Here is a 15,480-nt window from a genome sequence, read left to right as displayed (position 1 = left end):
TAAGCTAAGCACTAAAATACAAAGATTTGAAATATAGGCATGCCGATGAAACGGCAAAAAAAGATGTGCGGCGCCTAGCGCCATCGAGTCCAGACGGAGGAGGGAAGAAAGATGTTCAGGACGTTTTTTATATTCACTGAAACCCGGGTCTCTGGTGCATGAACAGTATCGTAACCGCCCAGTAGCTTACAAAAGCTCTGGCGGTGAATCAACAGGCAAAATCCCCGGCGTTATTTTTTACGCAGGGGAGCCGCTTGTTCATCACGTCCCATGGCCAGCAGAACCGGATCGGCGCTTTGTCTAGCGGAGAAGCTGTGTTTATCCTCGACGCCGCGCCAGTGAATGCGCGCCATGGTTTGCGCCACTGAACCGCCCAGGGTGTCGCCGGGACCGAGTACGACAACGCGATCCGGGGAGAATTCTTTCAGCGTGACTTCCACGGCTTTGGTGAAATCATAGGTTTCAACGACCTGATGGCCCAGCGTGTAATCCCACAATGCCTGCGTGTCTGTACTCCAGGGCGTCCAGATGACGCCGCGTCCGTCTACTAACGGTGTCTGGGGCGCGCGAAATGGCGCGGAGGCGAGGTCCCGGCGAGCCTGCTGCATAACGGGGTTTTGCAAAGGCGTATGGAACGCGGCGTGGTTGTGCAGTTTCATCGGGAAGCGCTCCTGCTCCGGGGGCAGTTGCGCCATCATCATTTTGCAGGCGCGATCGCTGCCGGCCAGCACCAGCATGCCGCCCAGCTCAATGGAGACAAAGGCTTCTTCTGCGCCGAGCTCGTCATTGATGTCATTAAGCAGCGCCAGAACCTGTTCGCGCCGACCGGGTAGCGGATTCCATTGTGGGTCAAGCAGGGTGTAAACCAGCTGACCGCCGATAAGCGCGTTGTGCATCGCCACGCCCATATGATTGATCAGATGCAGCGCATCCATGGGCGCCAGCGCGCCGGCGCAGGCCAGGGCGATGTACCAGCCCATACTGTTGCCGGTGACGGCGACGATATCGTAGCGATCACGATCGATACTGAGGAAGTCTGCATAGGCGCAGGCATAGATTAGCGCGGACGCATTGTCTCCGGACGAGTGTTCTTTCAGGGAGTATTTGTCGCGACCATCCAAGTCGCTAAGCGTCGGCTGCCCCTGCTGCGCGCGGTAGGCGTCGAATTCGCTGAGCAGGGCGAATCGGTCGCCATGATGGCGTTTCAGGTAACCCAGTTCATTTTGGTTGTAGGTGCCGCGACCCGGGCAGACTATGGCGATTCTTTCTTTCATCTTATGTTCCGCACGCTGTTAATCGTCTCTGCGAGTTATTCTGCTTTCGTCCGGTTATTCCGCTTTGGCTAACAGGATATGGCCGAGCAGGGCCCTGGCCGCCTCGACGATGCCGTCTCTGTCGGGCAATGTACAGGTGGCGGCGCGACCCAGGGGAATGAAGGAGTCTTCCGCGCATAGGCGGCTGACTTGCGTACGATCCCAGCCGGATTCCATGAGAAGGGTCATGATTTCCTCGCTGACAGATCCGGTGCGTCTGCATTCATCCACCACCAAAATTCGCTCACAGCCCGCAATGGCTTCTAATAACGCCTCTTCCGGCAGTGGCAGCAGCCAGCGCAGGTCGATGATGCGCAGGCGAACGCCATCCTGCTCCAGCGCTTTCGCCGCCTGACGGCTCAGGTAGTACCCATTGCCGTAGGTGATGATCGCCAGATCTTTACCTTTGCCCCATTGAGCAACTTGCCCGAAGCTAATGTGCTGGTTTTCCTGTGGCGGTAAGTAGAGGTCAGTCCACTGACCATCGCCTTCTTCATGTAAATCGCGGGTCATGTACAGGGCGATGGGTTCGAGGAATATGACCACGCGTTGTTCTTCGCGGGCCAGACGGACGGATTCGCGCAGCATGGACACCGCGTCCCAGCCGTTGGACGGACAGGCCACAATCAGGCCGGGGATATCGCGAAACACGTTAAAGGAGTTGTCGTTATGAAAGTGACCGCCAAACCCTTTCTGATAGGCCAGGCCGGCAATGCGCACCACCATGGGATTGGTGAACTGTCCTTGCGAGAAAAAGCTCAAGGTGGCGGCTTCCCCGCGCAGCTGATCTTCGGCGTTGTGCACATATGCGAGAAACTGGATTTCCACGATAGGCAGCAAACGGTTGTGGGCGACGCCAATGCCCAGGCCGAGAATGCTTTGCTCGTCCAGCAGCGTATCGATGACGCGGTGGGAGCCGAACTTCTCCTGCAGCTTCTGGGTGACGCCGTATACGCCGCCTTTGCGGCCGACATCTTCACCAGCGAGGATGATGTCGGTGTGGCTTAGCATCAAGTCACTGAGGGCCCAGTTAATCAGGCGGGCGGTATGTTGCGGCGACTCCATCTGCACACGCTCGCGGGCGAATATGCGCTCGCGCGCTTCCAGGTAAGCGTCGTCGTATTCCGTTTGCGGCGCTGCGACGCGACGTGGCGGCGTCAGACTGGCCATCACGGATTTGCTGGTCAGTAATTTGGGGCGCTTGATGGCTTCCTCCGCCACCTTCACCACGCGCTCCGTTGTGCTCTGATACATCTCGATCATGTCGTGAGCGCTCAATATCCCATGTTCAATGAGAATGCGCGCTGAGTGCAGTAAGGGGTCTTGCGCTTCATGAGCTTCGATTTCTTTCATGCTCAGATAAGCTTGCTGGGCGTCGGAGCCTGCATGTCCCATCAGGCGTACGCAGGACATATGCAAAAATGCAGGTTCGCGGCGTTTTCTGACAATGCTCTCAGCGCGGTGGGCCGTGGCGTAGACATCTGCAAAATTCAGTCCGTCGCAACGCAGATAGTGCAAACCGGGGCGGCGGCTCATATTCGCTTCCACCCAGCCCTGGGGAGTGCGTACGGAAATGCCGATGCCGTTATCTTCGCAGACCCACAACAAGGGCAGCGGTACGCGCTGGTAAGCAGTCCAGCATGAGGTGTTAATGGCTCCCTGCGCGGTTGAGTGGTTCAGCGACGCGTCGCCAAAACTGCACAGAACCACCGCGTCGTCAGGCATTTCGCCATTGAGCTTGAGGCGGCGGTTGAGGCCGATGCTGTATGCCGCGCCCACCGCTTTTGGCAGGTGCGAGGCGATGGTGCTGGTTTGCGGCGGAATAAACAGCGATTTCGAGCCCAGTACTTTATGTCGTCCGCCGGCGATAGGATCTTCCGCGGACGCGGCGAAACTGAGCAAGAAGTCCCAGGCGATAGTCTGCCCTGGAACCTGTTTGCTGCGCTGAATCATAAAGGCGGCGTCCCGGTAATGCAGAAAGGCCATGTCGTTGTGCCGGAACGCCGCAGCAATGGCGGCATTGCCCTCATGGCCGGAGCTGCCAATGGTGTAGAAACTTTCTCCCCGCGCCTGCAACTTGCGCGAGTGCAGATCCAGAATGCGCGAGAGCGCCTGGGATTCGAATATCGCCGCCGCCTGCGCCGGACTTAAGCCAGCCTGTTGCGGCGAGGTCTCGGACAGCGGGGCGGGTAGATCCCCTGCGTTGACGCGACGAAGAAAGTTTTGTTCCACCACTTCAGCCCGGTTTTGCATGAAGAGCTACCTCAGCCTGATTCAGTTCTTGGAAAAGCTGTTTATATCTTGATGGCGGGGCGCCGGCGCCTACGCGCCGGTGAACGCCTGGATGCCGGTTTGCGCACGTCCCAAAATCAGGGCGTGGATATCATGCGTGCCCTCGTAAGTGTTCACTGCTTCAAGGTTGCACACATGGCGTATGACATGGAATTCGTCGGCGATGCCGTTGCCCCCGTGCATATCGCGGGCGACGCGGGCGATATCCAGGGCTTTGCCGCAAGAGTTGCGTTTGATCAGAGAAATCAGTTCCGGCGCACAGCGGCCTTCGTCCATCAGACGGCCGGCTTGTAAACAGCCTTGCAGGCTAATACTGATTTCCGTCTGCATGTTGGCCAGTTTCAGCTGAATGATCTGATTCGCCGCCAACGGACGACCGAACTGTTTGCGGTCAAGACAATACTGACGCGCCTGGGTCCAGCAAAATTCGGCCGCGCCCAAAGCGCCCCAGGCAATGCCGTAGCGAGCTTTGTTAAGACAGCCGAAGGGGCCTTTCAAACCGGAAGCGTTGGGTAGCATGTTGGCTTCAGGAACGAAAACATCGTCCATCACGATCTCGCCGGTAATCGACGCGCGCAGGGAGAACTTGCCTTCGATTTTTGGCGCGGTCAGGCCTTTCATGCCTTTTTCCAAAATGAAGCCGCGTATTTCCCCATCCAGCTTCGCCCATACCACCATCACATCGGCGATAGGGGAGTTGGTGATCCACATTTTGGTTCCTTTCAGCAGGTAGCCGTCGGCGACGCGTTCAGCGCGAGTGCGCATGCTGGCGGGGTCGGAGCCTGAGTCAGGCTCAGTGAGGCCGAAGCAGCCCACCCACTCGCCGGAAGCCAGCTTGGGCAGGTATTTCTTGCGTTGATCTTCGCTGCCGTAGGCGTAAATAGGATGCATCACCAGTGAAGATTGCACGCTCATGGCGGAGCGATAGCCGCTATCCACCCGCTCTACTTCGCGCGCCACCAGTCCGTAACTGACATAGTTGGCGCCGGCGCAGCCGTATTCTTCGGGCAAAGTGCAGCCCAACAGACCCAATTCACCCAGCTCGCTCATGATCTCCCGGTGGAAGATCTCCTTACGGTTGGCTTCAAGGATGCGAGACATCAGTTTTTCCTGCGCATAGTTGCGCGCCGTGTCCCGAATCATGCGCTCGTCGTCGGTCAGCTGGGTCTCCAGCAGAAACGGATCGCTCCAGTCGAATTGGGGTTTGCTTGCGCTCATTGGATCACCTTTTCCTGAATTGGGTTCGCGCCATACGCGCGCCATTTTAGGTCTAGCATACGAGCGCTGTTGGTAAAGTAGAAATATTATTTATATGCATGTGATATAGTTAATTCCTATACCAAAAGCCGGGGCGCCCACTATGGATTTACGAGAACTGCGGTACTTCATTGCGGTGTATGAGCTGGGCTCCATCTCAGCCGCTGCAAGGCGTTGTTATGTGGCGCAACCTTCTATCTCCGCCGCTATTCAGCATTTGGAGGCGCATCTGGATACGCTGCTGTTTTCTCGTCACAGCAAAGGCGTTTATCCCAGTGACTCGGCGCAGCGTTTGTATCCCCTGGCGAAAAAGCTCACCGGCGAGGCGCAGGCGATATCCCAACTCTTTCGCAACAAGCCTCAACCCATGCCTTTTTCCCTTGGCCTGATGCGGTCTTTGGGGGCGGAGCGCATGAGTTTTTTGCTGAAAGAGCTGATTCAGTCGGTGGAGTCGCTAGAGCTGAGCCTGGTGAACCCCGAGGAGCCCTGCGACGCCCGCATTATCACGCCGGCCTACTTGCGTGAAGACGAACGCTTTCAACCTATCTGGCTCGACCGTTATCTGTTGGCGCTGCCAGCGGGGCATTCGCTCAGTCTGCAGGAACAGGTGACATTGGAGGAGCTGGATAATCTGCCCTTTATTCATCGCAGCCCATGTGACGCCCTGGAAAGCCTGCAGCAGGAGTTGCGACATCGCAAAATCAGCTTCCTGACACGGGCGAATATCCGCACGATTGAGTATGCATTGGGTCTGGTTAGCGCTGGCGTAGGCGCTGCGCTGGCGCCGGACTGGCCGGAAACCCGTGAGCGTAAGGACATCGTATTGCGCCCTCTGGTCGATGTTAAGTTAGAGCTGGAAATTGGCTTGGCGTATCCGAAAAAGCGCGCCATGGAAGGGCCTTTGGACTGTCTGCAAGGATTGTGTCTAAGGCGCTGGGAAGAGGCGGGGGCCCCGGAACGCGCTGGCGGATGACGGGTTATGAGTAAAAACGCCGCTTGGTTTGGCTGTGCTATCGCCTAAAAATGCGTAGGGCGTATCGACATGCAAAACAGAGCCTATGTTTGACGATAGGGCTCTGCTAAGTTTAGACATGCTCTTTCTAAACATTCCCTCCTTTACCTTGACCAACGGATGAGAAGTTATGGCGTTTTCCAAACTTGAACAGAACATATTGAAAGCGAAAGGCCTCAGCGAAGACAACATTCAGGCGTTAGTGGACGCAGGGATAGAAAGCAAACAGGACTTCCAAACCGTTGGCGACGCCGGCACGCTGGCCGCACTGTCTGGCCTTGAACACAGTGTCGCCGCCGAAGTCATGGCCTGGGCGGTTGGCCCTCAAGCGGCCTCTACGTCCTCCTCTTCCTCAACCTCTTCCGCATCTGTATTAAACCCTTCCGTTGTTGTTGAAAGCGCGGACATCGTGAAGTGCGCTCATTGCCAGCATCGCCAGCCTAAAGACTACAAAAGCGGCGACCTTTGCGTGTCCTGCGGACGTCAGGTTGAGCGCTTCGCCACCTGTCACTGGTGCGCGGCGTCCGGCCCCGGCAACTTCTGCCGCTCCTGCGGCGCAGAGTTCGTGCCGGTGGCTGATTTTGAAATCGCGGTATTGCTCAAGCGAGAAGGCGTCGCCAAAGATCAGATTGCACAGCGAGTCCGAGACATGTCCGCAGATGAAAAAGATACCCTGTGGGGACGGATTCGCAGTCTGCGCGGTCACTCTTAAACGCTAGTCATCCCGCTTGCAACGCAGCGTCAATGCGCGCTGCGTGTTTATTTGCATCTTCGATTGACGTGAAGCGGGCTGCGTCATGATTCAGTACAGGTGTTTCCAATGGATGTAATGTATTGCGAGCAATGTCATGCGAAGCAACCCAATGACTGGCGCGCCGGCGACAGTTGCGTGGAATGCGGCGGCGTTGTGCGCTCCGATGTGCGCTGTGGCTGGTGCGCGAAACTGACCGCGCCGGGCAAGTTCTGTCGGCAATGCGGCTTTGAAATGACCGACGCGGAACACTACGGCGTCGCTCGTATGCTGAAGCAGGCCGGGGTGGATCAACTGCAGTTAAGGGAGCGTTTGCTGAGCCTGCCGCAGGATCGTATCGACCATTACAACAGCCTGTACAATCAGCATCTCACTCTGGCTCTGAATCGCATCGACGAGCTGCGTCTATGTCAGCGTTATCTGACGTTCAAAGAGCATGTTTTTAATCTGGAAAATGAGCTGATCGGCCATTTGCCATGGAATGACCAACAGACCGCCCTGATGAAATCGGGGCCGCAAGGTCCATTCGAAAATCAGATTGAACGACTTTCCGAGATCGCGGCTGCAAGTCCCTTGTCCTCTACCCGAATCCTCGCTTTCATCGCGTGGGTGCGCTGCCCGACAATTGAAATCAATGAAGAGTTGGAAAGCCATTGGTTTGAGGCCGTATTGGCGGCTATGCAGGTCGGCGGCGTCATTGCCGCGGAGGCGTTTAGTGTCCTCGGTCACTGGCGGGCGCAGGGACATCTGGCCGAGTCTGGGCCGCTAAAGCAGCCTGAGCGCGCGCAGGAATGTCTGCAGGCTATGTTCAGATTATGGAAGACGCAGCCAGGCACTGGAAACCCCTGGCTGGCCTGCGCACTTTTGCACTTTTCCAGACTCTGCGAGTTGAATCTGCCGCAAGCTGAGCAGGAAGAGGTTATTTCCCAGGTCAACGAGGCCTTGACGTCTGCGGAGGCGGATCTTCGTTGTTCGGCCGCTTTGTTGCTGGAGGATGCAGCAGTGCTTGCCGAATGCCTCAATTCGCCGCTGTCCTCCCTTGTATGCAAAGCAATTGTCGTATTGGCGCGCCAAGGCTCAGCCTCGCTGGCTTCTTATGTGTCCCGTCGCGGCGCTCACTGTGAGTTTCTGTTGTGGCGTTTGATTGAGGAAAGACTTCCGGCTTTGCCGGCGGCGCTAACACTGTCCCTTTGGGGGCTGCTGGAAGACGACACCGTAGGGGAACACTCGCGTCGATACGCCATTCAGATACTCTTGGCGCTACCACAGGAAAAGCGGGATGACTCGCGTATAGCTGCGATTTGTCAGCGTAGCCAGCTATTGGATGGGTTGTACACGATGCTGGCTATTGGCGACGCAGGCGCTCAGCGCTGCGCCTTGGAGGCGATGGGAGAGTATCCGATACAGCCGCAGTATCTGGAGGCCATCGCTTACGCCGCATCCCGCACGCCTATGCCGCTGAATATGATTGAAGCCTGGCGGATATTTACACTGGAAGCGATTGGCGCCGGAACGTTGGACCAATACAGCAAAGCCCTGGGACAGATTCTGTGTGGTCAGATTAATCTGGACGGTCATGAAGGCTTTCTGTGTTTGCGCTTTATATTACAGCAGAGCTTTAACGCCAAAGCCCCTCTGTATGCAAACGCCTGCTTCCAGTTGTTGCGCGATTCAGCGGGAACGCGCATGACCTATCGCTCGCCCGAAGACGGCTCTATGACGGAGTTGGAGATGGGGCCTGAGTTTGCGCGTCACTTCTTTGGTTCTGCGGACCTGTTCGCCACCATGTTCTGCGAGCTCATCGCCAGGGCTGGAGACATGCTTGTGTGGAATTGGGCGCTGGAACAGTTGGATCGTTCTAAGTTCGATGGCGTCCAGGATAGTATCTGGATGCACATTACGCCCTCCAAACATATGCTGCTTGAGCAACTCGCCAGGCAACTGGTGGGCCGAGCTGGTCATGGAGATTATGATCGCAGAAAGATCGCCAGATTTATGTTTCAGGCGCCAAACGGCGTTATCTCGCCACTGGTCACAGCATTGGAGAAATTGAGCGTCGACGCCAACAATCTGGAAGCAATTATGGACGGCGAAGATTGTGGGGAGTATTCCGCCAGAATGGTGGAAAAAATCTTTGAATTTGCCTTAACCCAGGAAAATGAAGAGACGGATCGCGCGCTAGCCAAGTTTGCTGAATATCAGGCTTATCGGCGTGGAGTGGGATCTTATCACGTCCTGCGCACGTTGCTGACGATGGCGCTGACCTATGAGTCCTCAACCTTGACACGTCGCGCAGCGAGATGGGCGCGTAACCTTTCGTTGTCCTTGCACCGCTACCGAATTTCCCCTGATGGCGAAGAACGCCCTTGCAGGCTCAGCGCGCAGTGGATCGCGGATATGTTTCATGATGAAGGCCACTTCCTGCAAAGCCTGATCAATCTGTTTTATGCGCCGCAACCGTCTATCTCCGCCGCCTGGTTTGTGGAGAAAGTAGTGCGAGAAGACGAGGACAACTATCTGGCGACATTGCTGGCGGAGCGTCCCAACGCTGCTATCTACTTTATGTGCGCCGCGCTGAATCTGCTGCGCTTCAAAGATCTGGATGAAGACAACTTACATTGGCGCAATTACCTCAGTCGCGCCACGCAAAAAGCCTTTGATGAAAGTTATGTCTCGGAAGAACTCATCTGGCGGTTGTCGACGTTGCCGGATATCACTTCAGACATGCATTACTACATGGAGAATATGCTGGCCCGCTCGCTGCGCAGGCTTGCGGAGCAAGATCCGCAGACTTGCGGCAACATGACTCAGGCCTTAATGGAGCATCCAGCGGTTAACTCAAGTCTGTTGTATGTGCTCAAAGACTTTTGGGCGGAGTGGGGAGAGGCATGGATGGCGTCTCAGCCGCAGGCGGTGAAAGCAACGCCGGTTGAAGGGCCCGTTGAAGATTCGAATGAAGAGACGGCCTGCGAGGAAGAAACACAGGAAGACGCTCCTGCTTCTTTAATTGAACTCGCCGCTTGTTGCGATGCGTCTGAAACCTGGCTGACGGAAGTCGTAGAACGCTTGTTCGCGCCGGAGGATGAAGCCTTGCCTGTGTTGCTCGGCAGCATGCACGGGCAGGTTGACGAGTTGAAGCAGACGGTAACCCATTCTCCTGGCGTAGCGAATACGCTGTTCGCTCAATTAACTCGGTTGGTGGCCCATGCCGGTGATTTGCCGGAAGACGAGGGCATGACGATTTTTTATCAGGCGTTAACCTTGTTTCAGCAATTGGCGGAGGGCAGTCCTTTTCGTTATCCCTACATGTTGCAATTGGCGGAGTTCCATCAGGCCCGAGAGCGTGGGCAAGTGTATGAGTTTAACCTGAACCAGATGTTTGAGGCCCTGTCCGACGATACTTGGCGGGCGATGTCGCAACAGTACAAGGGAACGCTGCAATGATAAACCACAACCAAATCAGCGAAACGGTTATTGAGCGAGTTGTGGATGATCCGCTACTGCAGGCCTATTGGCTGGTGTGTCCGGCCGAAAATATTCCCTATCAGCGAGTGGCGCAGATGTCGCTAGGTCTGCATACAATCCGCTGGCAATACAACCTGGAAAAAGGGCAGCACTATCTGCTGCCTTTACGGATGGATGGCGCTTTATTTCAGGAATGCTTGAGCAGTGACGCGACCATGGGCTGCATTTTATGGACGCATTGCGATCTGGAAACCGTGGCGGAGCATCTTCGCTTTCGTCGCGACGCAGGTGAAGAAGAATGGCTGGCGACGGATATGCGGCATTGGGCCTGGACGATGGACGGACTCACGCCACAAGGCCTCGGTCGATTTCTCGGGCCGATAGAGGCGCTTTGGTCGCATCACCCTGATGGAGACTGGCGCGTTTTCACCAACGCAGCCCCGGATGGCGGCAATGAGTCCCCGCGCAGAACACCCTCTGAAAATCCCTTGTCTGACGTTCAACTCTGGGGATTGGCGGTTTCCGCCATTCTGACGGAGTTCAATCGGGCCAGGCATGACTTGCTTGGCAGCGAAGTAGCGACGCCGGAAAGCGTGCAGGCCTGGAAGGAGGGGCTGCAGGAATGGTGGTCGGTGACGGACAGAGACAGCCTGTTGGAGACATTGGACTTTTTACTGGAAGGCGGCCATCGGGCGGGCTTCGATAAGCTGCGCGAGCAGGTCATGCCGCTGACGGCGGAGCAATACAAAGCCGCTTGGGAAGCGAATGAAGATGAAGCGCTTCGCGCTAATATGAAAATTATCCGCCGTTTTTCCAACGCATTGGGCGAAGCTGGCATCGCCTCCTGGGATATCGCGCGCTACATATCCCTGTGCCGCTGGGGGTATTTGGTAGGCATGATGTCCGAAGAGGAGGCCTGGGAGCGCATCCTTCACGCCTCGCGCGCCGTGCAGAGCATGTATCATAGCTGGCGGCAAATGGGCCTGGGATACGTCGTCGGGCGAATGTACTGGCAATCCGACGCCAGTGATGAGCATATGACAAAGTTTTTCAATCTGCTGCGACGTCAGACGGTCAATCCTGACAGCTATTGGGTGAAGCTGCCCTGGGACCTTGACCTAGGCGGAGAAGAAGAGGAAAACCATGGCGCGGTGCACTAGCCGCGCCTGTTTCCTGCAGGCTTCATTGCTTTAATCCTGTCACACAATCGTCAACTCCTGTCGTTTTGCTTTGGCATAATTGCGTCTCTTCATAGCAATGGAACTGGCGGCGGGAACGCCGTTGCAGTTTGTCATTTTTATGGTTGATAGAGGCGGGTGATCAAAATATACTCCGCCCCGCTCACCCATCGTTAGTTGTCATGGTAGTCAGGATGTCTGAAACAAATTCCACAGGGAGGTTGGATACCGGCCTCGCTGCGTTGGTGATGTTGGCCCGGTTTCACCAGGTCGCCGCCGATCCCGCCCAGATTCAACACCACTTCGGTACTCACGAAAACGCCTTTACTGAACAGGCGCAACGCTATAAAGCCATGGCTGCAGCAGGAGCGGAAAGACGTGCCTGTCATGCTTGAAGATGAAACGCTGCCAGCCATTCTGCAGCAGCAACATTGCAACTTGCTGCAACAGGAAGCGGCCGAGTTTATTGCCCGTTTGAACGCCCTGGAGCGCGAGGCGGCCCGGCTGAATGCGGAGCATGACATGACCGTGGCCGAGATCACCAAGCAAAGCCGGGAAGCGGATACCCGCGCCGCCTTGCTGCAGGAAGAACGCATCAAGGCGGAACAGCGTAGTCGTCAAACCCGCCTGACCGCACCCATTGATGGAACCGTCCAGCAATTAGCGGTGCATACGGTTGGCGGCGTTGTGACTCCGGCTCAGGAATTAATGCTAGTCGTACCTGAACACAGCGAAATGGAAGTCGAGGCGTTAGTGCTTAACAAAGACATTGGCTTCGTTCAGGAAGGGCAATCCGCAGAAGTAAAAGTAGATACCTTCAATTTCACCAAGTATGGAATTATCGACGCGGAACTCGTCGACCTGTCCGACGACGCCATTCAGGACGAAAACCTCGGCTTGGTTTACAAAGCCAGACTCAAACTCAAACAGGATGGACTGACGGTGGAAAACCAATACGTTCGCCTAAGCCCCGGCATGTCCGTCACCAGTGAAATTAAAACCGGTCAAAGACGATTAATCGAATACTTCCTGTCTCCGCTGTTGCGGTATAAGCAGGAGAGTTTGGGGGAGAGGTGAGCCCCCATAAACTTTGTATGAGCCTATTGCTATTAGAGAATTGAGCCTAAGTTTAGATCGTCTCGAAAATATCGATGAAGATGATTGTCCAAAGCTCCCAATAGTTATATGTGTATGAAGGAAACAAAACGGAGGGGGTTGTTTTGAGGGGCATATTTATTGAGTTTGTAGAATGAATATTTAATTTGGAATGTGTATATGAATGGTGATAATTGGGAAGGGAGCTTCTATTCAAGGATGTTTGGTTGGCTGTTTTTATCCCCCTTTGTTTTTGGCTACTTTCTGTTGAAATGTGGAGTTGACGTTTCTAGCTATTCTGCTTTTAAAGTTATTAATTCTTTTTTTTATGGCCTGATGCCAATACTTGAGTCATTCGAATCTAATAAGAGTTTTGATGGTTCAGTAAGTGGATTTTTCTCGTTTTTATATGTATGGATGCCAATGACGATGCTATTTATTTTTATGGGAAACCTGTCGCGAAAAGAAAAGATTATAAACTTGGCTGGTTCTAGAGAGGGGCGAAAACTTATTTTTCTAACCCTTATCATGACTATTTTACTTATGCTGGCAACCCAATTTTCAGGTGTTGATCCAGGTAGTTGTAGAAAATACTGTGCAAATGCATCCGTTTTTGGATTTTTGGCGATTCTAGGCGGATTGTGGGTGACTCTAACATTGTTTTTAAGTTTTTTTGTTGTGCTGATATATGCAGTTTTAAGAAAGGGGTGATTGTTTTTTAGGGAGGATTATTGATTCTTGATAGACTCTAAAGTGTCCGTAACTAGTGAAAATAAACTTAGCTGATGACGATTGAATGAGAGCTTCCCATCGCCATTGCTGCGATGTGATTTAAATGGTTTAGAAGAGAGATGGTATGAGAAACTTGGTATTAATCCTTATCTTGACGGGTGTTGCGCATTTCGCTTGGAATAAAGTAACTGAGGAAAAACCAGATTGGTTTCTGGATTTTGTCGCTGACTCAATACTATTTGATTCAACCGTTAATATAAATCTTAGTGCGGATCCAGGATGGACGGAGAACCAATTAGTTCAGCAATTTGACCACCTTTATCTTGTTTGTCAGAAGGAATCTTCAGACTTGGGTGATCGGGTATGCTGGACGCGTATATCTTCTCTCAATGGCGTTCCTGCCAAGGAAATTGCTTTTTTCTTTCGAGATGACAGGTATCGCTTCCTTAGAGTAACGTTCGATGTGGAAAAGCACAGAGACCTTAAGTCTTATTTGGATGATAACTTTCGTTATGTCGGGATTTCACCGGGATCCAAAGAGAAAGTCGGTCAAGAGTTAGGGGTATGGAAAACGCTAAAAAGTACATTGGCGACTTATGTGGAAGCGCCTAGGGGAGAAGATGAAGTTATGTTGACTTGGTCTGTGTACTGAATCATTTATTCATCTTCTTGACTGGTTTTTTAGCGGTAAATGGATGAAATATTTCTAACTGCTATATAGACGAAAGGCCTGAAAAGCACAGACATGCTGTTAGGGGGGAAGGGCAGTCCTCCTGATCCGTCTCGTTTGAAACAGGCGCTTTAGCGCCTGTTTCTCTCGGCTAACTGCAAATAAAAAAGGCCGTCCTCTGCTAATGCAGCAGGGACGGCCTTTTGCTTTTCTGATCGTGAATCTTAGCCTGAGTTACTTCAACTCAATGAGTGAATCCATGACCCAGTCTGGATTAGCGTTGCGAATGTCTTCGCCATGGTTGTAGCCATAGGTGACGCAGGCGATTTTCATTCCCGCGCGGCGGGCGGCCTGGACGTCATTGATGGAGTCGCCGATCATCAGCGTGGTCTGCGGTTGAGCCTGTAGGGCTTCGCATGCATGCAAGAGTGGCGTTGGGTCTGGCTTTTTGACGGGCAGGGAGTCGCCGGACAAACTGATAGCGAAGTACTGCTCCAGGTTGAGGGCCTGCAATATCGGCTGGGTGAAGCGGGCGGGCTTATTGGTGACCACCCCCATCGTTACCTCCTGATCGCGCCAATGCTGCAACAACTCTTCCGCGCCGGCATAAATGCGAGTGCGCACGCAGCAGTATTCGTCATAGCGATCATAGAAGATCGTCGCTGCGGCCTGAAACTGTGAATCCGCGACATTTTGTGGATCTTTCAGCTCCAGTGCGTGCGCCAGTGCGCGTTTGATCAGCATCGGCGCGCCATTACCGACCCATTCCCGTACTAACGCTTCTCCCGCCGCCCTGAAACCAGATTGCTCCAGCATGTAATCCACTGCATCCGCCAAATCAGGCGCGGAATCGATCAACGTGCCGTCCAGGTCGAACAACGCCAGTTGCGGCAGACCGTTCTCGTAGCTGGGGATCAAAAGGTCTGGCATGCTTCGGTAATGTCCTTGCTGTTTTAGGGTTAAACGGACCGCGCCAAGGCGATCTGGTCGCGCATTTTGGCGATAGTCGCTGCGTAGTCGTCGGTATTGAAGATGGCGGAGCCGGCGACGAAGGTGTCTGCCCCTGCTGCTGCGATCTCGCGAATGTTGTCCACTTTTACGCCTCCGTCGATTTCCAGGCGAATCGGTAATCCACTGGCGTCGATCTTGGCGCGGGCTGCGCGCAGTTTGTCCAGGGTGGCGGGGATGAAAGCCTGTCCGCCGAAGCCCGGGTTGACGGACATTAACAGCACCATGTCCACTTTATCCATCACGTAATCCAGATAGTGCAAAGGAGTGGCGGGGTTGAACACCAGTCCGGCTTTGCAGCCGCCGTCGCGAATCAATTGCAGGGAGCGATCAATGTGCTCGGAAGCTTCCGGGTGGAAGGTGATATAAGTGGCGCCGGCTTCAATGAATGACGCGATCATGGCGTCAACCGGCTTGACCATCAAGTGCACGTCGATGGGGGCCGTCACGCCGTGTTTCCTTAGGGCTGAACACACCATCGGGCCGATAGTGAGATTCGGAACGTAGTGATTGTCCATGACATCGAAGTGCACGATGTCTGCTCCCGACTCCAGCACGTTGACAACTTCTTCGCCCAATCTGGCGAAGTCTGCGGACAGAATCGAAGGAGCGATCAATGGATCAGCCATGGGGAAAGTCTCCGGTATGATTGAGGCGCCGTCGCCGCATTGGCGTCCGGTCGCGGTCGCTTGAAATGCGGGGTATTG

Annotated in this window: 13 protein-coding genes; 8 read left to right on the top strand and 5 right to left on the bottom strand. The window is 54.4% G+C overall.

From position 1 onward, the window contains the following. Window positions 1–230: 230 nt before the first annotated feature. The 3 genes from KP814_RS15810 to KP814_RS15800 form a co-directional block, all read right to left on the bottom strand. A complete protein-coding gene (locus KP814_RS15810; protein WP_216737671.1) occupies window positions 231–1,274 on the bottom strand; it encodes an ACP S-malonyltransferase in 1,044 nt (347 codons plus the stop codon). A gap of 54 nt (window positions 1,275–1,328) precedes the next feature. Next, on the bottom strand, window positions 1,329–3,566 hold the full coding sequence (locus KP814_RS15805; protein WP_216737670.1) for a thiamine pyrophosphate-dependent enzyme: 2,238 nt from the start codon (window positions 3,564–3,566) through the stop codon (window positions 1,329–1,331). A gap of 69 nt (window positions 3,567–3,635) precedes the next feature. Then, window positions 3,636–4,823 carry an acyl-CoA dehydrogenase gene (locus tag KP814_RS15800; protein WP_216737669.1) on the bottom strand — a complete coding sequence of 396 codons (1,188 nt, stop codon included), beginning with the start codon at window positions 4,821–4,823 and terminating at the stop codon, window positions 3,636–3,638. 142 nt (window positions 4,824–4,965) lie between these two features. Between KP814_RS15800 and KP814_RS15795 the strand changes: the two genes are divergently transcribed. From KP814_RS15795 to KP814_RS15760, 8 genes are all read left to right on the top strand, one after another. After that, window positions 4,966–5,835: a LysR family transcriptional regulator gene (locus tag KP814_RS15795; protein WP_216737668.1), complete on the top strand. Its 870-nt coding sequence runs from the start codon at window positions 4,966–4,968 to the stop codon at window positions 5,833–5,835. A 169-nt stretch (window positions 5,836–6,004) separates the two neighbouring features. Further along, window positions 6,005–6,586: a zinc ribbon domain-containing protein gene (locus KP814_RS15790; RefSeq protein WP_216737667.1), complete on the top strand. Its 582-nt coding sequence runs from the start codon at window positions 6,005–6,007 to the stop codon at window positions 6,584–6,586. Window positions 6,587–6,694: 108 nt separating this feature from the next. Beyond that, entirely contained in the window at window positions 6,695–10,069 is a 3,375-nt protein-coding gene (locus KP814_RS15785; RefSeq protein ID WP_216737666.1) for a zinc ribbon domain-containing protein, read from the top strand. Further along, window positions 10,066–11,250: a DUF1266 domain-containing protein gene (locus KP814_RS15780; RefSeq protein WP_216737665.1), complete on the top strand. Its 1,185-nt coding sequence runs from the start codon at window positions 10,066–10,068 to the stop codon at window positions 11,248–11,250. Before KP814_RS15785 ends, KP814_RS15780 begins: the two co-directional genes overlap by 4 nt. Window positions 11,251–11,462: 212 nt before the next feature. Continuing rightward, window positions 11,463–11,663 (top strand): cysteine peptidase family C39 domain-containing protein, encoded by a 201-nt coding sequence (locus tag KP814_RS15775; RefSeq protein ID WP_253938414.1) that lies wholly within the window; start codon window positions 11,463–11,465, stop codon window positions 11,661–11,663. Continuing rightward, window positions 11,656–12,345, top strand: coding sequence for an HlyD family type I secretion periplasmic adaptor subunit (locus KP814_RS15770; RefSeq protein WP_216737731.1), 690 nt, complete (start codon window positions 11,656–11,658; stop codon window positions 12,343–12,345). The genes KP814_RS15775 and KP814_RS15770 overlap by 8 nt, the downstream gene beginning before the upstream one ends. Window positions 12,346–12,543: 198 nt before the next feature. Continuing rightward, on the top strand, window positions 12,544–13,074 hold the full coding sequence (locus KP814_RS15765; RefSeq protein WP_216737663.1) for a hypothetical protein: 531 nt from the start codon (window positions 12,544–12,546) through the stop codon (window positions 13,072–13,074). A 145-nt stretch (window positions 13,075–13,219) separates the two neighbouring features. Beyond that, window positions 13,220–13,747 (top strand): hypothetical protein, encoded by a 528-nt coding sequence (locus tag KP814_RS15760; protein WP_216737662.1) that lies wholly within the window; start codon window positions 13,220–13,222, stop codon window positions 13,745–13,747. Between the two features lie 252 nt (window positions 13,748–13,999). Here the strand turns inward: KP814_RS15760 and KP814_RS15755 are convergent, their stop codons facing one another. Beyond that, on the bottom strand, window positions 14,000–14,695 hold the full coding sequence (locus KP814_RS15755; RefSeq protein WP_216737661.1) for a phosphoglycolate phosphatase: 696 nt from the start codon (window positions 14,693–14,695) through the stop codon (window positions 14,000–14,002). 29 nt (window positions 14,696–14,724) lie between these two features. Then, window positions 14,725–15,402, bottom strand: a complete 678-nt coding sequence (rpe, locus tag KP814_RS15750) for a ribulose-phosphate 3-epimerase (RefSeq protein WP_216737660.1) — start codon at window positions 15,400–15,402, stop codon at window positions 14,725–14,727. Window positions 15,403–15,480: the final 78 nt, after the last annotated feature.

It is taken from the genome of Hahella sp. HN01, from assembly GCF_018986435.1.
GTDB lineage: Bacteria > Pseudomonadota > Gammaproteobacteria > Pseudomonadales > Oleiphilaceae > Hahella.
The sequence above is the reverse complement of the archived record's forward strand: the minus strand, read 5'-3'. Positions and strand labels throughout refer to the sequence as shown.